The sequence below is a fragment of the Actinoallomurus sp. NPDC050550 genome, from assembly GCF_040655075.1.
Lineage (GTDB): Bacteria > Actinomycetota > Actinomycetes > Streptosporangiales > Streptosporangiaceae > Actinoallomurus.
The window spans coordinates 226840-251641 of sequence record NZ_JBFAJC010000009.1 but is presented as its reverse complement, the minus strand read 5'-3'; the positions used below and the strand labels follow the sequence as shown (position 1 = coordinate 251641).

Annotated in this window: 18 protein-coding genes; 7 read left to right on the top strand and 11 right to left on the bottom strand. The window is 71.8% G+C overall.

What is annotated here, in order from left to right; genetic code table 11:
- Positions 1-642 (bottom strand): ScbR family autoregulator-binding transcription factor, encoded by a 642-nt coding sequence (locus tag AB0I04_RS15810; RefSeq protein WP_360884530.1) that lies wholly within the window; start codon positions 640-642, stop codon positions 1-3.
- A 147-nt stretch (positions 643-789) separates the two neighbouring features.
- On the opposite strand from AB0I04_RS15810, the gene AB0I04_RS15805 reads away from it, so the two are divergent.
- The 5 genes from AB0I04_RS15805 (at position 790) to AB0I04_RS15785 (ending at position 6651) form a co-directional block, all read left to right on the top strand.
- Positions 790-1359, top strand: coding sequence for a DUF5987 family protein (locus tag AB0I04_RS15805; protein WP_360884526.1), 570 nt, complete (start codon positions 790-792; stop codon positions 1357-1359).
- Complete coding sequence (locus AB0I04_RS15800; RefSeq protein ID WP_360884523.1) at positions 1356-3056, top strand: GMC family oxidoreductase; 1701 nt, start codon at positions 1356-1358, stop codon at positions 3054-3056. The genes AB0I04_RS15805 and AB0I04_RS15800 overlap by 4 nt, the downstream gene beginning before the upstream one ends.
- Positions 3053-4171 carry a carboxymuconolactone decarboxylase family protein gene (locus AB0I04_RS15795; protein WP_360884520.1) on the top strand — a complete coding sequence of 373 codons (1119 nt, stop codon included), beginning with the start codon at positions 3053-3055 and terminating at the stop codon, positions 4169-4171. The genes AB0I04_RS15800 and AB0I04_RS15795 overlap by 4 nt, the downstream gene beginning before the upstream one ends.
- A gap of 362 nt (positions 4172-4533) precedes the next feature.
- On the top strand, positions 4534-5595 hold the full coding sequence (locus AB0I04_RS15790) for a ParB N-terminal domain-containing protein (protein WP_360884517.1): 1062 nt from the start codon (positions 4534-4536) through the stop codon (positions 5593-5595).
- Positions 5596-5877: 282 nt separating this feature from the next.
- Complete coding sequence (locus AB0I04_RS15785) at positions 5878-6651, top strand: AraC family transcriptional regulator (RefSeq protein ID WP_360884514.1); 774 nt, start codon at positions 5878-5880, stop codon at positions 6649-6651.
- A 94-nt stretch (positions 6652-6745) separates the two neighbouring features.
- On the opposite strand, the gene AB0I04_RS15780 is transcribed toward AB0I04_RS15785, so the two are convergent.
- From AB0I04_RS15780 to AB0I04_RS15735, 10 genes are all read right to left on the bottom strand, one after another.
- On the bottom strand, positions 6746-8119 hold the full coding sequence (locus AB0I04_RS15780) for a cytochrome P450 (RefSeq protein ID WP_360884511.1): 1374 nt from the start codon (positions 8117-8119) through the stop codon (positions 6746-6748).
- A gap of 22 nt (positions 8120-8141) precedes the next feature.
- On the bottom strand, positions 8142-8651 hold the full coding sequence (locus AB0I04_RS15775; protein WP_360884509.1) for a flavin reductase family protein: 510 nt from the start codon (positions 8649-8651) through the stop codon (positions 8142-8144).
- Complete coding sequence (locus AB0I04_RS15770) at positions 8648-9106, bottom strand: acyl-CoA thioesterase (protein ID WP_360884506.1); 459 nt, start codon at positions 9104-9106, stop codon at positions 8648-8650. The genes AB0I04_RS15775 and AB0I04_RS15770 overlap by 4 nt, the downstream gene beginning before the upstream one ends.
- 3 nt (positions 9107-9109) lie before the next feature.
- A complete protein-coding gene (locus tag AB0I04_RS15765) occupies positions 9110-14890 on the bottom strand; it encodes a type I polyketide synthase (RefSeq protein ID WP_360884503.1) in 5781 nt (1926 codons plus the stop codon).
- A 68-nt stretch (positions 14891-14958) separates the two neighbouring features.
- Positions 14959-15936, bottom strand: a complete 978-nt coding sequence (locus tag AB0I04_RS15760; RefSeq protein WP_360884500.1) for a DUF1702 family protein — start codon at positions 15934-15936, stop codon at positions 14959-14961.
- A 202-nt stretch (positions 15937-16138) separates the two neighbouring features.
- Positions 16139-17128: an enediyne biosynthesis protein gene (locus AB0I04_RS15755; protein WP_360884496.1), complete on the bottom strand. Its 990-nt coding sequence runs from the start codon at positions 17126-17128 to the stop codon at positions 16139-16141.
- Positions 17125-19113, bottom strand: coding sequence for a CRTAC1 family protein (locus tag AB0I04_RS15750; RefSeq protein WP_360884493.1), 1989 nt, complete (start codon positions 19111-19113; stop codon positions 17125-17127). Before AB0I04_RS15750 ends, AB0I04_RS15755 begins: the two co-directional genes overlap by 4 nt.
- A 503-nt stretch (positions 19114-19616) precedes the next feature.
- On the bottom strand, positions 19617-20597 hold the full coding sequence (locus AB0I04_RS15745; RefSeq protein WP_360884490.1) for a DUF1702 family protein: 981 nt from the start codon (positions 20595-20597) through the stop codon (positions 19617-19619).
- Between the two features lie 349 nt (positions 20598-20946).
- Entirely contained in the window at positions 20947-21753 is an 807-nt protein-coding gene (locus tag AB0I04_RS15740; protein WP_360884488.1) for an amino acid ABC transporter ATP-binding protein, read from the bottom strand.
- Positions 21750-22718, bottom strand: coding sequence for an amino acid ABC transporter permease (locus AB0I04_RS15735; protein ID WP_360884485.1), 969 nt, complete (start codon positions 22716-22718; stop codon positions 21750-21752). Before AB0I04_RS15735 ends, AB0I04_RS15740 begins: the two co-directional genes overlap by 4 nt.
- Positions 22719-22876: 158 nt before the next feature.
- Here AB0I04_RS15735 and AB0I04_RS15730 point away from each other — a divergent pair, with 158 nt between their 5' ends.
- A complete protein-coding gene (locus AB0I04_RS15730; RefSeq protein WP_360884482.1) occupies positions 22877-23668 on the top strand; it encodes a GNAT family N-acetyltransferase in 792 nt (263 codons plus the stop codon).
- A 1-nt stretch (position 23669) separates the two neighbouring features.
- Complete coding sequence (gene menC / locus AB0I04_RS15725) at positions 23670-24794, top strand: o-succinylbenzoate synthase (RefSeq protein ID WP_360884479.1); 1125 nt, start codon at positions 23670-23672, stop codon at positions 24792-24794.
- Positions 24795-24802: the final 8 nt, after the last annotated feature.

Below are 24802 nucleotides of genomic sequence, written 5' to 3'. Positions count from 1 at the left end.
TCAGCCGTGGTCCGGCATGCCGGCGCGCGCGTCGAGCCGGCCGACGAGGTCGGGCAGGCGCTCGGGGCGCACGAGTCCGGGGAGCAGGCAGCGCCACATCGTGGTCACGCAGCTCACCGGGTCGGACGGCCCGCCGTCCAGGATGACGATCTGCTGCAGCCCGGTGAAGGTCGCGACGATGAACCGGGCGACGTCGGCGGTCCTCACGCCGGGCGCGATGTCGCCCTGGCGGTCCGCCTCCGCCAGCAGGTCCGCGATCTCCGCGATCCAGCCCGCGTGCGGGGGGCGCATGTACGACTCGTAGAGCCGGGTCTCCAGCAGCAGCCGGATCCCGGCGCGGGCCGCGGGGTTGTCGCGAAAGGCGAGGCCCGCCGCCCAGGAGAACTCCACCAGCTGGACGAGTGCGCGTGGATGCCGGGAACGCAGTTCCACGAGCAGTCCACGACAGAGCGCGTCGTGCTCTGCCACGATCGCCGCAGCGAGCGCCTCCTTGTCCTGAAAGTGAAAATAAAGCGCCCCTTTACTGACGTCCTCAAGACTGGTGATTTTCTGCAGTGTCGTCGCACCGTAGCCGTTGGCCTCGAAGGCGGCGGCGGCCGCCCGAAGAATGGTCTCTCGCGTACGCCGTGCGCGTTCCTGCATGAGTCAACACCCACCCTTTCGCGGAGAATGATCATTCTATGACAGAATCTTTGACAGGTCAATTATCAGCTGGCAATCCTGAAGATGACTGTGCTCGCCAGGACCACCGATCCTTTTTGTGAATTCACCATGGCGAGGAGGATACGGGTGGAAACATCTGCCTCGGCCGGTCGGGACACGGCGACGGCCACCCTGGAGGCGTTCGCGGACACCATCGTCCCGGGCGAGCGGCGCGACCCCGGCGACCGGGCCGTGGCGGGGGCCGCCCCGGGACCGGGCGCGGTCGCGGCCGGCGCGTTGGCCCTGCTGCGGAACCCTGCCACCGGCGTGACGGACGGCCTGGACGGCTATGTCGAGGCGCTCAACCGGCACGCTGTGGCGCATGCCCGCGAGCACGGCCGCGTCCTGGACGAGACCGTCCCGCCGTTCGTGGCGCTGGACTTCGCCGACCGCACCGCGCTCGTGCGCACGCTGACCTCGCCCGAGCACCCGGAGAAGGAGCTGTGGGTGCTGCTGGCGCTGTTCTGCAACATGGCCTTCGACACCGCCGCGCACCTGCCCACCCTGGATGCGATCAGGGCAGGTCATCCCGGTCTGGCGACCATGGGCTTCGCCCCGCCGGACCGGGACGGCCTGTGGCGTTTCCCGGCCTTCTCCTACCGGCGCGAACTGGCCCCCATCCACCCTGGCACGACCTCCACCGGGAGTCCCGCATGAGCACCACGGACAACATCACGGCGGGCCGGGGCGGCGGCGTGGCCGGCGCGGTCGAACGCACCGACGTCGTCATCATCGGCAGCGGCTTCGGCGGCGCGATCGCCGCGTACCACCTGGCGGCGGGCGGGGCCCGCGTCACCGTGCTGGAGCGCGGGCCGTGGGTGGCCAGCGACGAGTTCGACCACGACTTCCTGCTCGGCTCGTCCTACACCCGGATCTTCGACTTCGTCGTCGGCGACGGGATGAGCGTGCTCGGCGGCAACTGCGTCGGCGGCGGCAGCGTCGTCTACTTCGCCGCGATGCCGCGCGCCCCGCGATTCGTGTTCGACCGCCGAGGCGGGATCGGCCGCCGCATGTGGCCCGCCGCGATCACGCGGGACACCCTGGACCCCTGGTACGACCGGGTCGCCGAGGCGCTGCCGATCACTCGGCAGGACTGGAACGACGTCACCTACTCGGGCGGGCTGTTCGCGGCGGCGTGCGCGCACGCCGGGCGCACCGCCAACCCGGCCCCGGCCGCGATCGACCGGGAGAAGTGCACCAACTGCAACTGGATGATGTCGGGCTGCCGGTTCGACGCCAAGCGGTCGCTGCTGCTGAACTACCTGCCCGCCGCCGTCGCACACGGCGCAGAGATCCGTCCGCTGCACGAGGTGCAGCACCTGTCCCGCACAGGCGACGGCGGCTACCGGGTGCACTACAACGTCATCGACGGCGAGGACTACCGGGTGACCGCCGGGAGCGGCACGCTCGACGCCAGGCTCGTGGTGGTCGCGGCCGGGGCGGGCGCGACGCCGGCGATCCTCAAGCGCTCCGAGCCCGCGCTCGGGCCGATGCCGCACAGCGTGGGCCGCTACTTCTCCGGCAACGGCGAACGCCTCAACACCGCCGTGTTCGACGAGGAACGTGTCCGGACCGTGCTCGGCCTGTCGCGCGGCGACGCCGCGTACGCCGCGTCCCAGATCGGGAAGGGGCCGTGCGTGGCGAGCTGGGACCGGCTCGACCCCGATCTGCCGGAGTTCTCCCGGTTCTCCCTGGAGCAGCTGTACTTCCCTCCCGGCTTTGGCACGATCCTCGCGCAGGTGCCCGGCGCGGACGGCCGTCTCACCTGGTTCGGCCCGGAGAAGAAGGAGATGCTGAGCCGCTGGCAGTCCTGGCTGACCGTGTTCACGATGAGCGAGGACGACAACGAGGGCGTGTTCGGCGACCTCCCGCCCACCGGCAACGCGGTGCGGATCTCCCAGCAGATGCTCGGCCGGGGCCCGCTACGCTACGTGCCGAGCGCCAACACGCTGCGCGGCTGGGCAGAGGCGGACGCCGAGGTCAAGGACATTCTGGATCGCGACGGCCTGGCCCGCGTGCTGCCCTGGACGAACGACCTGGTCGGCGCGTACACCGTGCACCCGCTGGCGTCCTGCCGGATCGGCGACGATCCCGCCACCTCCGCGCTGGACGACCGGCACCAGTTGCGCGGCCACCCGGGCATCTTCGTCACCGACGGCTCGGCCGTGCCCGGCGCGCTGACCGTCAACCCCGCCCTCACCATCGCCGCGCTCGCCGAACGCGCCATGCCGGGGATCGTCCAGGCCGCCCGCGACCGGGGCGTCGAGGTCCGCTACGGCGCGCCCGCGCCCGAGGGCGCCACCAGCGCCCGCCGCGCCGTGCTCCCGCTCGTCCCCGGCCTGGTCCGCCGATGACCCGCCCCGACGCGAACCCCTCGGACCTGCCTCCCGGGGCCGGGGCGCCAAGAGGCCGGGCGACGCCGCGGCTCGTCCGGCGCGCCCTGCACCGAACGCTGGACCGGGTCGCCTACGTCGAGCCGGTCCGCCCCGACGCGGCCCAGGGTCTGGTCGCCCGGGTATACGCGCAGGTCGAACACGACTTCGGCATGCTCGCGCCGCCGGTGGCCCTGCACTCCCCCGCGCCCGAGGTCCTCGCCGCCTCCTGGCTCATGCTCCGCGAGACGCTGGTCGCCGGTCCCGCTTCGGGCCGCCCGGACGCCGAGACCGTGGCGGCCTCCGTCTCCCGTGCCAACGCCTGCCCGTACTGCGTGGCCGTCCACGACGCCACCCTCCACGGCCTCGTCCCCGCCCGGGCGGCGGGCGAGGACGACCGGGGGACGCTCGCAGCGTGGGCCGCCGGCACGGGGCGGTGTGGGCCGGGCGAGCCGGCGGCCGCGCCGTTCGACGCTACGCGGGCTCCCCGCCTGGTCGGGGTGGCGGTCACGTTCCACTACCTCAACCGGATGGTCAACGTCTTCCTGGACGACTCGCCCGTCCCACCGCGGGTGCCCGCGCAGGTGCGCGCGCCCATGCTGCGCGTGCTCGGCCGCCTGCTGCGCTCGGCAGCGCGGCGGGGGGCCGAGCCGGGAGCGGCGCTGGGGCTGCTCTCGGAGGCGTCGCCGCCCGGCGATCTGGCGTGGGCCGCCGCCGATCCGGTGATCGAGGACGCCTTCGCACGGGCGGTGGAGGCGATCGAGCGGGCCGGGCGGCGGGCGCTGCCGGCGCCGGTGCGCGCCCTGGTGCTCGAGCGGCTGGCGGACCGGGACGGCACGCACCCGGCGGCCGGGCGCGGCTGGCTGGACGAGGCGGTGGCCGCGCTGCCCGACGCGGAGCGTCCGGCGGCCCGGCTGGCGCTGCTCACCGCGCTGGCGTCCCACCGCGTCGGTCCGGCGGACGTGGCGGCGTTCCGGCACGCCGACCCCGACGACGCGGCGCTGCTCGGGCTCACGGCGTGGGCCAGTCTCGCGGCGGCCCGCAGAATCGGCGAGACGGCGGTTTATCTAAGCGCTCCCACGGAAAGGAAATACTGAATCCGCACCTTGCATTCGGCCACCCCTCTCGACTGGGTGGTGATCTACGTCACAGTGCACAGTATGCGCGGACCTCGGCCACTCCAGACGTTCGCAATTCAGCTACCTAGCGTGACGCATCAGATCGTTTGGTGATATTCGCGCCACGGCTTGCGTAAACGCCGTCCAGTTCACCGCCCCAGGCCGTCCGGAGGATTCACGACGGCCCGAACACCGGGTGCCCAGGGTTGCAACAAACCGACCAATCGGTTTGCAATGGGGGCGCGTGCCCCCGGAACGACGATCGACGGAGCCCGTCTTCGCGTTCGTTCCGCGGGGTCACGGGGGGGATCGTTCCGTTCCGGACGACGGGGAGGAAGTCCATGGCACGCGGCACCGCGCATCGGCCGGGACCGGAGACGGCCGAAGCGCACTTCCCCGGCGGTGCGGGCACCTCCGGCGCCGATGTCCACCGCGTCCTGATCGGCTCGCTGCGCCCCGCCGACTCCCCCCGCCTGCGGGGAGAGGACCGCGAGCACGTGGTCCGCCTCGCCGGCGTCGAGACGCCGCTGCCCCCGATCCTGGTGCACCGTCCGACCATGCGGGTGATCGACGGGATGCACCGGCTGCGCGCCGCGATGCTGCGCGGCGACACCGAGATCGAGGCGGTCTTCTTCGACGGCAGCGCCGCCGAGGCGTTCGCCCGCGCGGTGGAGCTGAACGTCGCGCACGGCCTCCCGCTGACCCTCGCCGACCGCCGGGCCGCTGCCGCGCGCATCCTGGCCGCCGAGCCACAGGCGTCGGACCGCAGGATCGCCGCCCGGACCGGTCTGTCGGCCCGGACGGTCGCGTCCGTACGGCGTTCGACCCCGCAGATTCCGCAGACGAACGCGCGCGTCGGCACGGACGGCCGGGCGCGTCCGGTGAGCGGGGCGGGCGGACGGCAGCTCGCCGCGCAGATCATCAGCGCCCGCCCCGAAGCCTCCCTGCGCGAGGTCGCCCGCGCGGCGGGCATCTCGCTGTCCACCGCCCATGACGTCCGCAAACGCCTCCTCCAGGGCCGAGACCCGGTCCCGCGCGGCGCGACGACCCGTTCCGCCGCGCCCCCCGCCCCCACGGCCCGCCCGGACGACCCGATCCGGCCCGGCGCCGCACCGCGGCCCGCCGGGGCCGCCCGGACGAACGCGGACGCCCGATCCGGACCGGACGCCGGACCGGCGCAGGCGCGGGAGGTTCTGGTCAGGCTGATGAAGGATCCGGCGCTGCGGCACACCGACTCCGGCCGCGAGTTGCTCCGGGTGCTCAACGCCCAGACCCTCACGGAGGACGACTGGACCGGCCTGGTCGCGGCCGTGCCGAGCCACTGCCGCGAGGCGGTGGCCGGGCTGGCGCGTGAGACCGCGACCGCGTGGGCGTTGTTCGCCGCCGTCCTCGACTCGGACTGACGGATTATCCGCGGAAAGACTCCGGCCCCCTTCCATGCCTTTCGGCCGCGCGCATGCCCGGCCGACGCTCCCGAACGTGACTCGAAAATCACGGAGCGCACCTTTCCTTTAGTCTCAGCTAAGGGCGCATCGACCTTCCGTCATCACGTCGTTATTGTTCGACCACGACTTATTGACCCACCACACGCGGCATTTAAGATTGTGTTATCAATCTCACCGAGAACGGTGTAAATGCGCGAGTCCGCCCCAGGGGGACGGCCACAACACAAAAGGTTTTCAAAGATGGCAGACGTTTCGGAAGAGGCGGTCGAGCGGGTCGTCCGGGCCATGTACGAGAACTTCGGCGAGCAGCTCACCATCGACGACATGGCGCGCACTGCGCTGTTCAGCAAATTCCATTTCTCGCGAATTTTCCGGCAGATCACCGGCATCTCGCCGGGCCGCTTCCTGTCCGCGGTCCGGCTGCAGGCGGCCAAGCGGTTGCTGATCTCGACCTCGCTGACCGTCGCGGATATCAGCAACCAGGTCGGCTACACCAGCGTGGGGACATTCAGCTCCCGGTTCAAGAGCAGCGTGGGCGTCGCGCCGACGCTCTACCGGCAGAACGGGGGGTTCCGGCCGCTCATCCCGAACGACAACCGGCGCAACGGCTGGGGCAGCCGGTCGGTGCCGGTCCGCGGCGAGGTCCTCCCGTCCCCGGACCAGGCGGACGGCCTGGTGTTCGTCGGCCTGTTCCCAGAGCCGATCCCGCAGGGCTCGCCCGTCCGCTGCACCGTCCTGGACGGCCCCGGCCACTACGAGCTGCCGAACGTCCCCCAGGGCACCTGGTACGTCCTGGCCCACTCGGTGGCCCCCGGCAGAGGCCCGGTGGTCCCCGACCCGACCGCCGCCGACGCCGTGCCGTGGGTCGGCTCGTCCGGCCCCATCGCCATCGGCTCCCGAACCGAGCTCGACACCGTTAACGTCCGGCTGCGCCCGATGCGCATCATCGACCCCCCGCTCCTGCTCGCCCTCCTCGACACCGGCCTGGACCGCGTGGACGCCACCGGCACCTGAACCGCCCGCGGCCCCGGAACGACGGTGCGGTCCGGGGCCTCAGGACGGAAGCGGGCGAGATCAGGGCACATGAACCGTCAGTCGTCGGGGACGGTCAGGCCTCGTGGACGGTCATGTGGAGCCCACCGCGGATACGCAGCGACAGCATCGGTTCCGGCACCACCGCCCGTCCCGGCACCGCCCTGAGGCGCAGGTCGCGCGCGATCAGGGCGAGGACGAACACGGCCTCCATCATCCCCAGGTTGTTGCCGACGCAGAACCGCGGCCCCGCGCCGAACGGGATGTAGGCGTACCGCGGCCGCTCGTTGGGACGCGCCGGGTCGAACCGCTCGGGGTCGAACCGGTCAGGCTCGTCCCAGTAGGCCGCGTTGCGGTGCAACGTGTAGGGGCTGACCAGGACGTCCGAGCCCGCCGGGACGCGGTAGCCGCCGACCTCGTCGTCGCGCAGCGCCTGCCGGGTCAGGATCCAGACCGGCGGGTACAGCCGCATCGCCTCCTGGACGACCATGGCCGTGTACGTCAGCCGGCGCAGGTCGTCGTGGACGGGCGGACGGTCGCCCAGCACCGTGCGGGCCTCGTCGCGCAGCCGCCGCGCCACCTCGGGATGCCGGTCCACCAGATACAGCGACCAGCCGAGCGTGCTCGCGGTGGTCTCGTGCCCGGCGAGCAGCAGCGTGACCAGCTCGTCGTGCAGCCGCCGCGCGCCGACCGCCGGGTCGGCCTCCGCCCGGGTGGAGGCCACCAGTCGGGACACCACGTCGTCGGCCTCCGGGGACCAGCCCGGGCCGCGGTCGGCCACCAGCTGGTCCACGACGCGGCGCAGCTCGCCTTTGGCCCGGCGGAACCGCAGCTGCTTCGGCAGCGGCACCCAGGTCGGCACCATGCTCAGCGAGACCATTTCGAACATGGCCTGGTCCTGGACGGCCTCGAAGGCGTGCCCGACCGTCGCGAACGCACCGAGGTCGGCGTCCAGCAGGGTGCGGCCGAGCACGCCGAGGGTCAGCCCGGTCAACGCGCCCGTCACGTCCACCGGACCCGTGCCGCAGCGCTCCCGCAGCCGGGCGACCAGCGCAGTCGCCTCCTCGGCCACGGCTCCCGCCTGTGCGGCGATCCGGGCGCTCTGGAAGGCGGGCTGTATCGTCCGGCGCTGCTTGCGCCACAGCTCGCCCTCGCTCGTCAGCAGCCCGTCCCCAAGGGCGCGGCGGGCCTGCTGGAGCCCGAGGCCCTTGTGGTAGTTCGCGGCGTTGTCGGCGAGGACGTGCTTGGCGTGGTCGGGGTGATTGAAGATGTACATCGTCCGGGGGCCCGCGGCGACCCGCACCGCGTCCCCGTACTCGGTCACCGCCGAGGTCATCAGCCCGAGCCGGTCCCGGACGAGCCGGAGGAGCACTCCCGGCATCGCGCGCCGGGGCGGGCCGGGCGGCACCCGGTCCGCCACGGCGGCGGGCCGCACACGCGGCACGGTCATCGCGATCTCCTTCCTCTCTCGGTCACAGCGGCACCTGCGTCGGCTCGGGGCTGAGCCTGCGGAACCGCCCGTCGTGGAACACCAGGGCGTCGGGATCGCGCCGGCTCGCCGACAGCAGCCGCCCGACGAAGATGGTGTGGTCGCCGCCGTCGTAGCCGCGCCATCTGCGGCACTCGAAGGCCGCGAGCGCGTCCGCGATGAGCGGCACGCCGGTGCGCTCGCCCGGCACCCAGTCGACCGACTCGAACTGGGTCATGCCGAGCGGACGGCGGCGGTCGGCGAAGTGCCGCGCCACCGCCTCCTGGTCGGCGGCGAGCACCGAGACCCCGAAGAACTCCGCGTCGAACAGCGACCTGTGCATCACGGCGGCGCGATCCACGCACACCAGGACGAGCGGCGGGTCGAGCGACACCGAGCTGAACGCGTTCGCCGTCATCCCGTGCGGTGTCGGGCCGCCGCAGGTGACGACGGTGACACCCGTCGCGAACGCGCTGAACATCCTGCGCAGCGTCCGCGCGTCCAGCTCCGTCACGGCGTCTCTCCCACGTCGGCGAGGGCGGCGGGTTGGTAGGGGCGCAGGGCACGGACCAGGGACTCGGGCACGCGGGACGGGATGGTGCGGGTATTGGGGCCGCGCATGCACGCCACGCGCTGCCGGCCCCGGGCGACGAGGGTCTCCCCGCCGCCCGGGTCCAGGCGGACGTAGTCGAAGCCGAACTCCAGCTGGGTCTGCGCGAGCTCGACCAGCCGCATCCGGACCGACAGCTCGTCGAACGCGGTGATCTCGACGAAGAACTCACAGTCCACCTTGAGGGTGAACAGCTTGAGGTCCGCGTACAGCTCGGCGAGCACGTCCGGGGCGAGCTCCTTGAGGAACATCTCCCGGCAGCGGCCCTGCCAGCGCAGGTAGTTCACGTAGTAGACGTTGCCGACGAGGTTGGTCTCCTCGAAGCCGACCGTGTGCCGGTACTCGAAGTAGTCGCTCATGGATTACGACCGTCCTTCTCCGGTCAGGACTGCGAACACAACGGGTCCGGGACGGTCCCGCAGGGTCGTGGCGAACGTGGCGACGCGCGAGCTTCCGGAGGCGAGCAGCACCCAGCCCGGCCGGGGCCGCCCGGCGGCGGTCAGCGGCGCGTCCTCGGGCAGGCCCGCCTTGCGCAGGCACTCGGCGGCGGCCCAGACGCGGGTCGCCGCGGTGTCGGGATCCTCGTCGAGGTCGCGGGCGAGCACCCCGGCGAGCCCGTAACGCGCGCCGAGCAGTCCGGCCCAGTCGCGCTCCGGCCGGGCCGCCACGGCCTCGACGTCGCAGCTCACCGTGGCGTCGGACGCGACGCACAGGGTGAGCCCCGCGCCGTGCGCGGCCGAGAGCGCGCCCGCCGCGTCCGTCTCGGGCCGCCCGTCCGCGCGGTACCGGACCGTGACCGGACGCCCCAGCGCCCGCCCGGCCGCCAGCGCCGTCCGCGCCCGCCGCGCGTCCACGCCCGCGCCCGGACCGCCGGGCTCGTCCGGTTCCACAGCGACGGCGGCGTCCAGGTCGAGCAGGTCCTCGACGGCTCGTTCCAGGAAGGGGCCGAGCAGCGCGGGTGCCCAGGGGCCCCGGCCGTCCGTGCGACGGACGGCCTGGAGACGCAGGCCCTCCCAGCGTTCGACGGTACGGCCGTCGGCGTCCCGGACGGCAATGTCGTAGACGTAGGTGTCTCCCTCGCGCAGCCGCTCGGTCGCGCAGTACCGCAGAGCGCCTTCGCCGGACGCGCGGTCGCCCGCCGGGTACAGCCGCTCGATGCCGGTGGGCAGCAGTGTGGCGTCGGGGACGCAGACCTGGTTGCCGTGCATGAGGGCGTCCCGCATGCCGGGGTCGCCGAGCAACAGGCGGTCCGGGAGGAATCCGGCGAACCAGTCGGTGGGCTCGATCGCGACGTCGGCGTCCACGTACCGGGCCCCCGCGCGGTGATAGCCGCGCAGCCGATGGAAGCGCCCGCCCTGGAACAGCACCCGCCCGTACAGGTCGGCGGCCGGGTCCAGGGCGACGCCGGGCAGGCCCTCGGCGACCTGCTCCGGCGGCCCGTCCGCAACGGGGTCGGCGTCGAAGCGGAGGCGAGCGCGGAAGTGGTCGGTCGCGAAGCCGGTCTCCGCGCTGCGCAGCGCGACCTCGACGGTCCCGTCGCCCGTGACCGCCGCCGCGACCCGGACGGTCGCGGTGCCCTCCGGCGGGACGACCACCGGACGGTCGAACTCGACGGCCTCGATCACCGGCAGGTCGGTGCGTCCGGCGGCGGCGGTGCCCGCCTGGACCATCGCCTCCATCCCGAACACGGCCGGCAGCAGCAGGTTGCCGTCCAGCAGGTGGTCGGCCAGGTAGCGGTCGGTGCCCGCGTTCAGCTCGACCTCGGTGACCAGCTCAACTCCCGGGTAGTGGACGAGCGGACGGCCCAGGAACCGCAGCAGCGGCAGTTCCTCCGCCGCGCGCCGGACGGTGTCGACGCGCCCGGTGCGTCCGCTGACGACGACCACGCGTGGGGCGTCCGGGTCGGCCAGCAGCCGCCGCATGAGCGCGACGCCCTGGTCCGGCGGGATCGCGGTGATCCCGTCCCGGGCGAGGGACTCGACGACCGACAGCCGCTCACCCATCCCGACACCCGACCAGACCGACCATTCCAGGCAGATGCAGCGGCAGTCCGGGTGCCATCCGGCGACCGACTCGGTCAGCTCGGCGAGCCACTCGTTGGCCAGCGCGTAGTGCGCCTCACCCGCGAGCCCAGCGCGTCCGATGATGCTGCCGAAGCTGAGGAGCAGCCGCAGCCGGTCGGTGTCCACGGCCGACAGGACGGCCTGGAGCCCGCCGACCTTGGGGGCGAGCGCGCCCCGCAGGTCCGCCTCGTCCAGGCCGGCCAGCGCAGCGGGCTCGTTGCGCCCAGCCCCGTGCAGAACGCCCGTCACCGGGCCGAGGTCGCGCTCCGCCTCCGCGACGGCCGCGCGCACCTGGCCGCTGTCGGTGACGTCCGCGCGGACGTAGCGGACCCGCACGCCGCGATCGGCCATCCGGGCGAGGTTGGCGGACAGTTCGGCGTCCGCGTCCGGGTCGGAGCGGCCGAGCACGGCCAGCGCCGCCCCGGTGTCCTCGGCGACCGCGAGCGCGCACTCGGCCGTGATGCCCTTGCCGCCGCCCGTGACCAGCACGACGTCGTCCGCGCCGAGCGGCGCGACGGTCCGGGCGGGCCGCACGGGCAGTGGACGCAGGGTCGGCACGCGCCGCACCCCTGCCGGGTCGTACCGGGCCTCGCTGAACCCCGCGGTCGCCGCTGCCTCGGCGACGATCCATGGCACCGCCTCGGCATCCCACGGAACGGTCACGACGGTGACGCGGACGCGCGGATCCTCCAGCCGCAGCGTCTTGGCGATCGCCGCCGCGCCCCGGCCGTGCTGGACGAGCACCAGTCGCGACCCGTCCAGCGCGGCCCTGGCCCCGGCGAGCACCGTCCCGAGATCGGTCTCGGTGCAGTCCCGCGGCAGGCAGACCAGCACGCCGTCGCCGATCCGAGCCTCCCGCAACGCCCGCGCCAGCAGCGCGGCGAACGGGTGCCCGTCCGGCGCGAACACCCGCCACTCCCCCGCCGCTCCGGCCGGCTCCTCGTCCCGGGCGGGGAGGGCGATTTCGTCCAGGTCGATCGAGAAGGCGCGGACCCAGGAGGCCGCTCCCTCGACGACGGGCATCTCCGGGGCGCCGCCGCCCGACTCGGCGAGGGTGTCGAGGACGTCGGCGAGCTCGGTGAGGGTGGCGGTGGCGAAGTTGGTGGCGGCGCTACCCGGCTGGACGCCCAGGGCGAGCGCGGCCTGGTTCATGATCTGGCCGACGGTGATGGAGCTGAGATGCAGGTCGTCCAGGAGGCGGCTGCCGTCGCGGACGGTCTCCAGCGGCAGTTCGGCGCGCTCGGCGGCGAGGCGGCGAAGGATCTCCAGGCCGCCGCCCTCCGCCGGTTCGGCGGGCGCGGCGTCCGCCGGACCGGGCCCGGCGGGACCGGCCACGGGTTCCAGGGTCACCTCGGGGGCGCGCTCGCAGGGGCTGGCGAAGAAGGAGAACTCCGCTCCGATCTCCAAGGGCCGGACGAGCCGGCCCCGGAACAGCGCGCCGTGGTCCACCGGCGCGCCGCGCACGAACGCGGTCCCGACCACGCGCAGCAGCGAGGTCAGCGACTCGTCGTCGGTGTCCAGGGCGACAGCCGGGACGTCCAGGACGGCCGAGGCGAGCGCGCTGAGCGTCCGGCCCGGGCCGACCTCGACGAACAGGTCCACCTCCTTGCCGGCCAGCTCGAGCGCCTGGCTGAACCGGACCGGGTCGGCGATCTGGCGGCGCAGCAGTGCGCGCAGGTCGGTGCCGGGGGCCAGCGGCTCGCCGGTCACCGTGGACACCACGCGGCCCTCGACCGGGCCGAGCTCGCGTCCGGCCAGCCAGGCGTCGAACACCTCGGCGGCGGGAGCGACCAGCGGCGAGTGGAAGGCGTGCGAGACGGCGAGGCGGGTGCAGTCGATCCCGGCGCGCTCCGCGCGGAGGATGACCGCGTCCACGGCGGCCACCGGCCCGGCGACGACGGTCTGGTTCGGGCCGTTGTACCCGGCGATGACGACGGGACCGTCCACGACCAGCGGCGCGACCACGTCCGCCGGGGCGGCGAGGCCCGCCATGGTCCCGGTTCCGGTGCTGTGCTCGGCCATCGCGCGGCCGCGCGCGGCGGCGAGCTCGGGCAGCGCGTCCGCGCCGACCGCGCCCGCCCAGTGCAGCGCGGTGATCTCGCCGAGGCTGTGCCCGACCGCGACGTCCGCTTGCAGGTCGAGGCCCGCGAGCACGCGCAGCCCGGCGAGCGAGCCGGTGGCGATGCGGGGTTGCGCGACCTCGGTCGCGGCCATGTCCCCGGTCGCCGGGAGCCGAACCCGGGAGTACACCTCGTCCGCCTCGGCGAACCGGCGGCGGAGCGCGCCGCCGGTCGTGGAGCGGCCCGCGCCTTGGCCTGGGAACAGGTACCCGACCCGAGCCGGTCGGGTGACGTGGCCGAGGAATGCGGTGCCGTTCGGGGTGAGCAGCGCGGTCTCGCCCGCGTCCAGCGCCTCCAGCAGCCGCCGCAAGTCGCGCTCGGCCCCGGCGGGCGAGGTCGCGATCACCGCCGCCCGGTAGCGGCGTCCGGCCAGCCGCCGCCGCGCCGTGTCGGCCAGGTCGGCGAGCTGCGCGTACGACAGGGACGGCACCCAGTCGGCCAGCTCGGCGACACGGGCGCGCAGTTCGTCCGCGGACGCGGCGTCGAGCAGCAGCAGCTCGGCGTCCTGCGCGGACGCGGCGAGCGCGCGGACCGTGGCGTCCGGCCCGGTCCTGCGGGCCGCCGCGCCCTCAAGGACGATGTGGGTGTTGATGCCGCCGAAGCCCATGGCGGTGACCCCGGCGCGCACCGGTGCGTCCTGCGGCCACGGCTCGGCCTTTCGCAGTGTCCGCAGCGCCGCGCCGTCCTCGGTGATCACCGGGTGCGGGTCCACGCAGCCGGTGCTCGGCGGCAGCATCTGGGCGTCCAGGGCGAGTACCGCCTTGATGAACCCGGCCACCCCGGCGGCTGCCTTGGTGTGCCCGATCATCCCCTTGATCGAGCCGATCGCGGCGAGCCGCGGGGCCGTGCCGGCGGAGGCGGCGGCCTCGGTCCGCGCCTCGGACAGCGCGGTCAGCTCGGTGGCGTCGCCGACAGCGGTTCCCGTGCCGTGCCCCTCGAACAGCGGGACGGTCTCGACGCCGAACCCGGCCCGCTCGTAGGCGCGCCGGAGCGCCAGCCGGTACCCGCTCACCTCGGGACGGGTGATGCCGCCCTTGCCATCGGACGAAATGCCCCACCCGGCGACGGTCGCGTAAACGCGGCGGTTCCGCGCGCGGGCCTCGTCCTCCCGCATCAGGACGACCATGCCGCAGCCCTCGCCCGGCCAGAAGCCGTTGGAGTCGCGGTCGTACACCCGCATCTCGCGGCGGGCGAGCGCACCGGTCTTGGCGAACCCGATGATCTCGAACGGGTCGATGGACAAGTCCACGCCTCCGGCGACCGCGACGTCCAACTCGCCCTCCAGCAGCGCCCGGCACGCGGTCGCCACCGACAGCAGCGAGGACGAGCAGGCCCCGTCCACGGTGTAGCCGCCGCCCTTGAGGTCGTAGTAGTTGCAGACGCGGCCCGCGATCGTGTTGGACAGGCCACCCGCGAGAGTGTCCTCGTCGATGGCCGGGAACGGCTCCTTGTACCGTTCCTCCACGTCGGCCATGAACCGGCCGAGCCGGTCGTCATCCCAGCCCTGCTCGCGCAGCGCGCCGGCGAGGGTCCGGCGGACGTACGGCCAGCGCAGCCGCATGAGGTTCGCGCGGGCGAACTCGCCGGTGAGGGTGTTGCCCACGACGACGCCGGTCCGCTCACGCGGCAGGCCGTCGCCCTCGGGAAAGCCCGCGTCGGCGAGCGCCTGCCCGGCCATGTCCAGCGCCAGCCAGTGGGTCAGGTCGGTGGAGCGGTAGGTGCTCCCGGCGATCCGGTGACCGACCCGGTCGAACTCGTAGCCCTCGATGACGGCCGCGTTGGTGGCGTAGAAGCGATCCGGCGCGGCGGGGTCGGGGTCCCAGTAGTCCGCCAGCCGCATCCGCTCGTCCGGCAGCCGCCGGAAGGCGCGCCGCCCGGCCAAGACGTTCTCCCACAGCTCGCGCGGCGAGGCGGCATCGGGGTACCGGCACGCCAGGCCGACGACGGCGATCCTGCTCATGCGAATTCCCTGTTCTCCCTGCTCATCCGAATCGCTGCTCATCCGGACGCCGCTCGTCCGGAGGCCGCTCATGCGAGCTCGGCGGCGATGCGCTGCCGCCACGTCTCGTAGGCGGGGACAAGGCCGGTCGGCCCCGGGACGGCGCGGTCGACGTCGTCCGGCAGTTGCTCGGCACACACCATGGCGGCCCGCTCCGGGGTCATCCCGCAGAACACCTGGGTGGCCAGGCCGACGTGCGGGACCATCAGGTCGGCGCGGAGCCGGGCCTCGGCGGCGAACGCGCTGCCCTGCGCGAGGAGCGGCCGGTGCGCCCGGGCGCGGTCGCACAGTACGGTGAGCTCCTTCTCCTCGGCCCCGCCCGCGTAGGTGGCGGCCAGCCCGACGCCGCTGTACAGGTCGCCGCGACGATCCTCAGCGAAGCCCTCGACGGTGTCCGCGACGAGTTCGGCGTTGGTGCCGCACACGAACCACAGCGCGCGGCCGATGCCCTGGTCGATCACCCGCGGTGGGTAACCGTCCGGCCCCGAGCGCGGCCACGGGAAGGACGCCTCGCGGAACTGCAGCCGGACGTACCGGTCGGTGTGGAAGTACGCCTGGTGGAAGCCGTAGCCGTCCAGCGCGAGCCAGCGCAGCAACGGGTCCGGCGCGTGCAGCGTCCGCCACCGGAACCGGGGCAGCCTGGCCATCGCCCAGCCGATCCCCACGTAGGCCATATAGACGTGCGGGTCGGCGGGACCGGCGAGGAACTCCTCGACCCGGCCCCCGCCGCCGAACGGTAGCCCGTCCAGGACCGCGAGGCCCATCGTCGCGCCCTCGTAGGCGAATCCGCGAAAGCGCGTGGGCACCTGGTCGAGCCGCGTCTTCACGGCGGCGGCCGAGGGGGCCGCCATCGCGTCCGCGTAGCCGTCCAGAAAGGTGCCGCCGATCGTCTCCAGCATGCCCCGCGCCTCGGGGTTTTTCACATGGAAACCACGGACGTCGAGATGCGTCTCCGACTTCTTCGGCGTGAGAATTCGGCTACGGAGACTGCGCCATTTATTCGCCAATATGTGCTCCCGGATTCGGTGCCCGGTTGGGCCTTCCTCTGCTTCGAATCTGCCGTGCCGCGCACCCGGCGGCTACTTCGCGTGTGCTTGAGGGGCGTCCCGCACTATCGGAGAGCCCCGGAAAGCACAGGAGAAGAAACGCGCATGAGGAAACCGGAACGCGTCCCCCGCCGTTCGCGGGAGACGCTCGTTCCGGTTTCCCTCAGGCCGCCGGGCCGCCGGGACGGGCGCCGGGGAGGGGCCCCGTCGCCGCCTCGGCGCGCCGCCTGCGCAGGTGGGCCGCCCACCAGCCGAGTCCGCGCAGGCCACAGACGATTGTGGTGGCGTAGAACAGCGTGTAGGTGACGTTGCAGACCATGAGCACGGCGTAGACCGTCGCGATCCCCGCCCCGAAGACGAACTGCGAGCGGGGCTTGGACGGCGTCGTGCCCGGGTCGGTGATCATGTAGTTGGTGAACAGAACGAACGCGACGCCGCTCATCGCGCCGAGAGCGGAGAAGAGCGCGACGTGCCAGATCCAGTGCCGAACCAGGGCCTGGATCGCAAAGCCGCCCATCCAGCCCATGATGAGCATCACGCGGCGGGTGAGGACGGCGTTGATGACCGTCCCGGCGGTCGCGATGACCAGCGGGATCAGGATGCGGAACAGATTGTTGGCGTACTCGGTGAACTGGTACGGCGGCGCGATGCTGACCCACGTCCCGAACAAAAGCAGGGTCATCGTGATGCCGAAGTTGGAGGGGTTCATGAAATGCCGCCAGCGCCCCGCGACCGGGGCCTTGAGCACGTGCTTCTGGCCGACCGCGACGACCACCGCGAACATGATCGGCCACCACTGGTCGTTCGCGTACAGCAGCATGTTGGCGGCCAGGCTGGTGATGTGCGCCGGGAGTAGGAACTCGTAGAGGCCTCGCGGGCCGTTGCCCCGGAACCGCGGCGCGCGGCGCTCGGCCCACGCGCCGATCGTCTCCAGGACGAGTTCGGTGGTGTATCCGGTGGCGAGCGCCAGGAACGGCCACAGCCAGGGCTGCTCGAAGCCGAGCACCGTGTAGCCGAGGGTGTTGAAGATGGTCAGCGAGATGGCGAAGTTGCGCAGCGCCAGATAGCGCGGGTCCCGCTTGGCCTTCGCCGGGTTCGCGGCCTCCGGCGCGGGGGCCGGTGCACTGCCGGCGGGATGGACGGTGGTGGTCATCGGGTCGCGACCTCCTCGGCCGTGCGGTCCAGGGACAAAGTGTGCGTGCCCGGGGCGAGGGTCAGCGTCTGCTCGCGCATCTGGCCGTCCGTGCACCACTCGACGCGCACGCTGACCGGACGGGCGTCCGCGCCGAGCCCGAAGTGCACCTGGAAGCTGCGCTTGCCGCTGTGCCCGCCGCCGCCGTCGAGCCGGGAGACCTGGGTGCGGCCGTCGGGCGTGCGGATCTCCACCTGCGCGCCGTACGCGGGCGTGCCGACGCCGGCCAGGTTCCGCCCCGGCTTGCCGCCCGCGACCGGACGGACGAGATTCAGCTCCAGGTAGTTGCCACGGCCGGGGCTGTTGTTGACGAAGAAGGCAGGCGGCCCCCACTGCCGGGCGACGGCGAAGTCGAGGGTCCCGTCGCCGCGTGTGTCGCCGACGGCGATGCCCCGGCTCGGGATGCGCGCGTCCAGGCCGAGCTGCGAGGTGACGTTGACGAACTTGCCGGACGGACGGTCGGTGCGCCGGGTGTAGAACGCCATCGGCTGGTCCCCCGCGAGGTCGTCGCCGGGCCGAAGGTTCGGCCACATCGCGGGGTTGGTGTAGACCTGATCGTTGGTCATGGCCATCTCCTGCAGCCACGGCCACCGGCTGATGTCGCCCTTGACGAACCCCTCGGCCTGCAGGATCTCCAGGCTGCCGTCGTTGCGGAAGTCGCCGGTCTTGACGTCCCAGCCCCAGCCTGTCCAGGCCAGGCCGTACTGCTGGGCCTTCTGTGCAAACGGCGCGTCGCCGTCGGCCATCCTCCGGGCCGCCTCCGCCGGACTCTTCGCCTGGTTGATCCAGGCGAAGTTGCTCTCCTCCAGGCCCCACGCGGTGGTGATGTTGCTGACCACCATGTCGAAGCGGCCCTTGCCGTCCAGGTCGCCGAAGTCGACGCCCATGCCCTTGAACGAGCTCTTGCCCATCACGAACGACTTGGGCGTGGTGAGACCGCGCTTGCCGACCGCCTCGGTGAAGCTGATGCGGCCGGGCTTGGAGGTGTTGTAGAGCAGGTGGTCCTTGCCGAAGTCGTTGGCGAGGTACAGCTCGGGCCGTCCGTCGCCGGTGAGGTCGGCGCTGGACGCGGCGAGGGTCCAGCCGGTCGCGGCCTTGCGCGGGATCGCGCCGGGCTCCTCAACGTAGCGGGCCGCCGGACGGTCCCCGGCTGCGCCGCCGTACCAGCGCATGACGTGCGAGCCGCCTCCGTTCTTGGCGTTGGACATCGAGGAGTTCATCGTCACGTTGTTCTCGGCGTGCGGGTTGAGCACGTCGGAGTCCGGAAAGTAGTTGCTGACCAGGATGTCCGGGTGGCCGGTGCCGTCGAAGTCCGCGACGTTCACCGCGTTGGTGTTCCAGCGCGGCCCGTGATACCGGCCGTCCGGGGACTGGTTGGGGACGAGCTCGACCGGCTCGTAGGCGGCCGGGCCGGGCGCGGTGGCGCCCGCCTTGGCCAGGAACAGGATCGGCGTCCGGCCCCAGTAGTAGACCATCAGGTCCATCCGGCCGTCCTGGTTGTAGTCGCCTGGCGCGCAGCCCATCGGGGCCATGGACGAGTCCATCGGCAGTGGCGCTCCGGCCAGAGTGAACGGCGTGAACCGGTCCGTCGTGGGCGCGGTGGGCGCGTACGTCACGACCACCTGGTCGCTGCGAGGGTCCACCAGGCAGAGCGCGTCCGCGCGTCCGCGCCCCCACAGATCGGTCATCGCGACGGCCGCGCCCACCGACGAGATCCACGACCTGATGTGCTGGTAGGCCGGGTTCACCTGCCGGACGGTGTGGTCGGGGTGGTAGCCCGCCGGCATCGCGATGGGCTGCTCGGCGAAGGAGTACCGGGAGGCGATCCGCTCCCGTTCCGCCCCCGACGCCGACGGGAGCCGGGCGACGAAGTAGAGCACCAGGATCACGGCCAGCGCGACGGCGCCGGGGACCAGTCCTCTCGTCCGGGCGTTAGAAGATGACATCGTTTCCTTTTCCCTCGGGGGACGGGAGACCGACGGTCATGCGTCCGCCGGCCGGACGCGGTGACATCCCGGGAGTCACAGAATGGCTCGGTCATGCGAACAGCCGTTTGCCCGCGCCAATCTGATCACAATTTTGGGCAGCAATTTCGCGGAGGTCCACTCCGAGCGTGCTCCGCGACCGGCGCACACGAAACGGCCCGGGAAACGGCGCGCCGTTTCCCGGGCCGTCCGGAGCGACCCCGTCATCCCTCGGCCGCGGGTTCGGGAAGGACGCGGAGGTAGCCGTGCTCGCGATGTCGCCCGCCATCGCCGCTTACATGGCCGGGCCTGCCGGCGTGAGCGTCGGCGCGCCCGGCTTGACGGTCCCAACCTTCGCGAGGAACGGCACCGTGCAAGATAATTGAAAAGACAAGCCGATCGGAAAAGGCGGGGGCACGCAAAATCGGGCCCGCCGGGGAGACGAGCCTTTCGGCAGCGGTGAGTGCGACTGTATTGTCGCAAGGTCAGCGGGACGGCGTCACGTCGAAGTGGTCGCGCACCCGCAATCGCCAGAGTTCGTATGCCGGAACGGTCGTACCCGCCTCGACCTCCGTCGCGTCGGCGAGCTTCGCCGCGGTCTCGATGGACATCCCGGCGAGCGCGTCGAGGGTGGTCCGGGAGTACTCCGGCACGGCTCCCGAGTAATCCCGTGCCTTGGCCGCGAAGACCGCGCCCTGGGCGAGTTCCGGCCGGTACTGCCCGGCTCGCTCCTTCAGGTCGGCCAGCGCGGCCCGTCCGGCACCCCCGGCGAATGTCGCGGCGAGACCGACCCCACTCCACAGGTCCGGCCGCCGGGAGACATCGAAGCGTTCCACGGCGGCGGCAACGGCGGGCACGTCGGCCGCGTGGATGAACCACAGCGCCCGCCCGATGCCCTGATCCGCTGCCCGGTGGAAGTACTCCGGCATGCCCAGCCACGGGTAGGGCCGGGGCCGCTCCTGACGGCCGACGAACCGGTCGGTGTCGAAGTAGGCCCGGTCGAAGCCGTACCCGTCCACGGCCAGCCAACTCATCGTCGGGTGATAGGGGATGTCGCCCAGGTCGGGCAGTACCTTCTTCCAGAGCGGACGAGGCAGCCGGGCCATCGCGAACCCGATCCCGATGTAGGCGAGGAAGATGTGCGACCGGCCGGGGCCGAGCAGCAGGTCCCGGGTCCGCCGCCCGCGTCGCGGCCCCATGGCGTCCAGGACCGTGAACGCCATGGTCACCCCCTCGTAGGCGAACCCGCGCAGGTCCTCGCGGACCAGCCCGACCCGGTGCTCGACCTCCCGCTGGTCCCTGGTGTCGATCCCCCACTCGAACCCGCAGATGACCGACTGTGGGATGGCCTCAAGGTGCCGGGTGACCTCCGAGGCCGCCACGGGGAAGCCGCGGTGGGCGAATCCGACCTCGGCCAGCGACGGCGTCAGCGCAACCCTGCGCAGTGACCCGAGAAGGGTCGGCATGGTTCTCTCCTTGCATGATGCACAGTCCCTCACGTACTCCTATCGTCGGTTTCATGCCTGCTTGACCTCATCTCCTGGGATGCTGTGATCCGCCCGGTCGAGACGGGGACATGCCGCTCAATCGGTCCGCCTGAACCGGACGACCGCGGCGCCCAGCAGCACGCCCCCCAGCGCCAGGACGATGAGGACTTCCAGGGCGGGCGGTACGTGCCGGCCGAACCAGGTGACGCCGGGGTTTTACCGGTGAACAGCGCGGGGCCGGCGATGATGTGGGCGAACACCACGTGCCGCAGCCGCGGGCATCCTACGGCCGGCGGCGATCTCGGTCGCCGGCCACGTTCGGGGCACCTCAACGAACGGCGGAGAGGAATGCTCGCGTCCGGTTGTGCCGCGGGTTGGTGATGACCTGGTCGGCCGGCCCTTCTTCGACGACCTGACCGTTGTCGAAGAACAGGACGCGGTCGGCGACCTCACGGGCGAACCCCATCTCGTGGGTGACGACGATCATCGTCATGCCCGACGCGGCGAGATCGCGCATGACCGTGAGCACCTCACCGACGAGTTCCGGGTCGAGAGCCGACGTGGGCTCGTCGAACAGGAGCAGTTTCGGCCGCATGCACAGCGCACGAGCGATCGCGACGCGCTGCTGCTGGCCGCCGGACAGCTGACGGGGATAGGCACCCGCCTTGTCCGCGAGGCCGACGCGGTCGAGCAGCTCCAGCGCGCGGCCGGTGGCCGACTCCTTCTTCTCCCCCAACGCCCGGCGTGGGGCCTCGATGAGGTTCTGCAAGGCGGTCATGTGCGGGAAGAGGTTGAAATGCTGAAAGACCATGCCGATCTCGGTCCGCCGCTTGCATATCTCCTTGTCGCTCAGCTCATGGAGCCTGCCGCCACGCTGGGCGTACCCGACGACCTTGCCGTCGACCCAGATGCGTCCGCCGTCGACCCGCTCCAGGTGATTGATGCAGCGTAGGAAGGTGCTCTTGCCGGAGCCGGACGGCCCGATGAGACAGACGACTTCGCCTTCTGCCACATCGAGGGTGATATCGCGCAGGACCTCGAGGCGCCCGAACGACTTGCGGACCCGTTCGGCCCGGACCATGGGTGATGCGGGCGTTCCCGGCGATATCACCGGGACGATCGTGTCGCCGCTCATGCGGTCCTCCCCGCGATGCCCGACGCATGTGTCCTGAAGAAGGTCCGTACCCGTTGCAGCGGTGTCGGCGGCAGGCTGCGGTTGCCTCGCGCGAAGCGCCGCTCGATGTAGAACTGAATGATCGTGAGGATCGTCGTGACGACGAGATACCAGATGCTCGCGACGATGAGCAGGGGGATCGTCTGGAAGCTCCGCGAGTAGATGAGCTGCGCCGAATAGAGCAGGTCCGGGACGGCCAGGACGCTGACGAGCGAGGTCATCTTGAGCATCCCGATGGTCTCGTTGCCGGTCGGCGGCACGATGACGCGCATGGCCTGCGGCAGGATGATGCGCCGCATCGTCTGCATTCTCGTCAGGCCCAGCGAGGCGGCCGCCTCCGACTGGCCCTGCTCCACGGACAGGATGCCCGCGCGCACGATCTCGGACATGTACGCCGCCTCGTTGAGGCCCAGTCCGAGGATCGCGGCGGTGGTCGGTGTGATGAGCTGGTTGGCGTTGAGCGCGACCCCGGGCAGCCCGAAGGTGATCTTCGGATAGAGCGCGGCGAGGTTGTACCAGAACAAGAGCTGGACGAGCAGGGGCGTACCGCGGAACAGCGTGATGTAGCCGAAGGCGATCCCGTTGACGACGGGGTTGTTCGAGAGCCGTAGCACCGCGAGGACGAGACCGAGGACGACGCCGATCAGCATGCACACGATGGTCAGCTTGAGTGTGATCCACAGGCCACCACCGATGGACACGTCCCGTAGGTAGGCGCCGACGACATTCCACTGGAACCGCGGATTCGTGAAGACCGACTTCAGCGCCAGCGCCGCCAGAGCGAGGAGAATCACGGCGACGATGAGGCGGCCGGTGTGCCTGCGCGGGACGACGGTCAGCTCGTCGTCGGCGAACGTCCCGGCCGTGGACGGGGCGGCCGGGTCCCGAGCCGCATCCGCCGTCGATGTTTCGGCCGCCTTCTCCATGCTTCTCGCCATCCTCTGTTCACCGGTCGGTCTCGGCCAATCACCCAATGATGTGGACATTGGCACGTACGACCGTTGTCGGCTCGACCAAAGTTCGGCGGGAAACTCTGGTCTACACCTCAATGACCTGGAGGGATCGGCTCACAACCCTTGGCACCATGCCTGCTTCCGTCCGCCCCGAGGTCGTCGAACTCGCCGGCCATGAGGAACATGTCGCCGCCGCTCGACTGCTCGCCGACATCTGGGGGACCGCCCCGGAATCGTCCCCCATCCCGGCCGACCTACTGGCGTCCATCGCGCATGCCGGCGGTTGCGTCCTCGGAGCGTTCACGGCGGGCGGCGACCTCGCCGGGGTCACCGTCGGCGTCGCCGGCGGACCCGGGAGGGATTCGATCTACTCGCTCATCGCCGCGGTCAGCTCCGTGGAGGCGGGCAAAGGCGTCGGGCGCGCGCTGAAGTTCGGGCAGCGTGACTGGGCGCTCGAGCGGGGCGCGAACCGGATCCTCTGGACGTTCGACCCGCTCATCCGGCGCAACGCACACTTCAACCTGAACAAACTGGGCGCACGGGTCGCCGAATACATCCGCGACTACTACCCCCCGATGCACGACGCCATCAACCGAGGGGATCGGCCGGACCGCTTCTACGCCGAGTGGCGCCTCGACGAGGCTCCGCCCGCCCAGGAGATTCCCGGTACGGAAGACGCCGTCCCAGCCGCTCTCGAGCAGGGCCCGCACGGCGCCCCATCGATTCCGGCGTTTCCCGAATCGGATGCGGTCCGGGTCTGGATCCCCGAGGACATCGAGGCGATGCGCCGAGCCGACGCCGAGCTCGCCCTCCAGTGGCGACTCGCGGCCCGCCAGGTGTTCGAACACGCATTCACGCTGGGTTACCGCCCGAACCGCCTCGGCTCGGACGGCGCCTATCGACTGACCAGAACAGGTGACTGACATGCCTCGCGTGACGCTCGAGATCCGCACGCTCGCCATGCCGCTCGTACGGCCGTTCCGGACGTCGAAGGGCGTGGACGACACACGGCACGTCATGGTGTTGCGCTGGTCCGAGGACGGCGTCGACGGCTGGTCGGAATCGGCCGCCGACCCAGAGCCGACGTACTTCCCTGAGTACATGGCGAGCGTTCGTACCGCGCTCCTGGAGGTGATCGTGCCGGCGATGGAGAGCAGCCCGCCGCCGCCTTCGGGGACGACGGTCGGCTGGCTCCGATCCGTCCTGAAGGACGTGCCCGGCAGCCCGATCGCCAAGGCGTTCGTCGAGTCGGCCCTGCTCGATGCCCAACTGCGCCGGCATGGCATGCCGCTGGTGGACTTCCTGGGCGCGGCGGCGGGCCGCATCCCCGTCGGTGTCTCCGTGGGCATCCCCGATTCCATCGACGAACTGATCGATTGGGTCGGCGGCTACCTCAAGGACGGCTACTCCCGGATCAAACTCAAGATCCAGCCAGGATGGGACCTCGAGCCGGTCCGCGCCGTCCGGGCGACGTTCGGGGACGACCTGCCGCTGCAGGTGGACGCCAACCAGGCGTACGAGCCGAGCGACATCCCTCACCTGCGCCGCCTCGACGAGTTCAACCTGCTCCTCCTGGAACAGCCGTTCGACCGCGACCATCTTCTCGCGCACCAGGCTCTCGCCGCCGCCTCGACGACGCCCATCTGCCTGGACGAGTCGATCAGCGGGGTACACGACACCATGGTCGCGATCCGCCTGGGCGCGGTGAACGTCGTGAACATCAAGCCGAGCAGGGTCGGCGGATACCTGAATTCGCGCGCGATCCACGACGTCTGCCAGGCCAACGGCATACCCGTCTTTTGTGGTGGCACCCTCGAGACCGCCGTGGGGCGCGCGGCCAACCTCGCCCTGGCCAGTCTGCCCGGCTTCACCCTTCCCGGCGACATATCGGCGACCAGCCGCTACTACACCAAGGACATCGCCCGCCCGTTCGAACTCGAGGACGGATGCCTCGCCGTGCCCACCGGGCCGGGCACGGGGGTCGATGTGGATCTCGGCACCGTCGAGGAACTCACCATCGACAAGCGCACCGTGTCACTCGGCCTCTGAACCACATG

What these genes read in the sequence shown, in the direction of transcription:
- AB0I04_RS15810 (WP_360884530.1), bottom strand. Translation starts at nt 642, where the DNA reads ATGCAGGAACGCGCACGGCGTACGCGAGAGACCATTCTTCGGGCGGCC.
- AB0I04_RS15800 (WP_360884523.1), top strand. Translation starts at nt 1,356, where the DNA reads ATGAGCACCACGGACAACATCACGGCGGGCCGGGGCGGCGGCGTGGCC.
- AB0I04_RS15795 (WP_360884520.1), top strand. Translation starts at nt 3,053, where the DNA reads ATGACCCGCCCCGACGCGAACCCCTCGGACCTGCCTCCCGGGGCCGGG.
- AB0I04_RS15790 (WP_360884517.1), top strand. Translation starts at nt 4,534, where the DNA reads ATGGCACGCGGCACCGCGCATCGGCCGGGACCGGAGACGGCCGAAGCG.
- AB0I04_RS15785 (WP_360884514.1), top strand. Translation starts at nt 5,878, where the DNA reads ATGGCAGACGTTTCGGAAGAGGCGGTCGAGCGGGTCGTCCGGGCCATG.
- AB0I04_RS15780 (WP_360884511.1), bottom strand. Translation starts at nt 8,119, where the DNA reads ATGACCGTGCCGCGTGTGCGGCCCGCCGCCGTGGCGGACCGGGTGCCG.
- AB0I04_RS15770 (WP_360884506.1), bottom strand. Translation starts at nt 9,106, where the DNA reads ATGAGCGACTACTTCGAGTACCGGCACACGGTCGGCTTCGAGGAGACC.
- AB0I04_RS15765 (WP_360884503.1), bottom strand. Translation starts at nt 14,890, where the DNA reads ATGAGCAGGATCGCCGTCGTCGGCCTGGCGTGCCGGTACCCCGATGCC.
- AB0I04_RS15755 (WP_360884496.1), bottom strand. Translation starts at nt 17,128, where the DNA reads ATGACCACCACCGTCCATCCCGCCGGCAGTGCACCGGCCCCCGCGCCG.
- AB0I04_RS15750 (WP_360884493.1), bottom strand. Translation starts at nt 19,113, where the DNA reads ATGTCATCTTCTAACGCCCGGACGAGAGGACTGGTCCCCGGCGCCGTC.
- AB0I04_RS15745 (WP_360884490.1), bottom strand. Translation starts at nt 20,597, where the DNA reads ATGCCGACCCTTCTCGGGTCACTGCGCAGGGTTGCGCTGACGCCGTCG.
- AB0I04_RS15740 (WP_360884488.1), bottom strand. Translation starts at nt 21,753, where the DNA reads ATGAGCGGCGACACGATCGTCCCGGTGATATCGCCGGGAACGCCCGCA.
- AB0I04_RS15735 (WP_360884485.1), bottom strand. Translation starts at nt 22,718, where the DNA reads ATGGAGAAGGCGGCCGAAACATCGACGGCGGATGCGGCTCGGGACCCG.
- AB0I04_RS15730 (WP_360884482.1), top strand. Translation starts at nt 22,877, where the DNA reads ATGCCTGCTTCCGTCCGCCCCGAGGTCGTCGAACTCGCCGGCCATGAG.
- menC (WP_360884479.1), top strand. Translation starts at nt 23,670, where the DNA reads ATGCCTCGCGTGACGCTCGAGATCCGCACGCTCGCCATGCCGCTCGTA.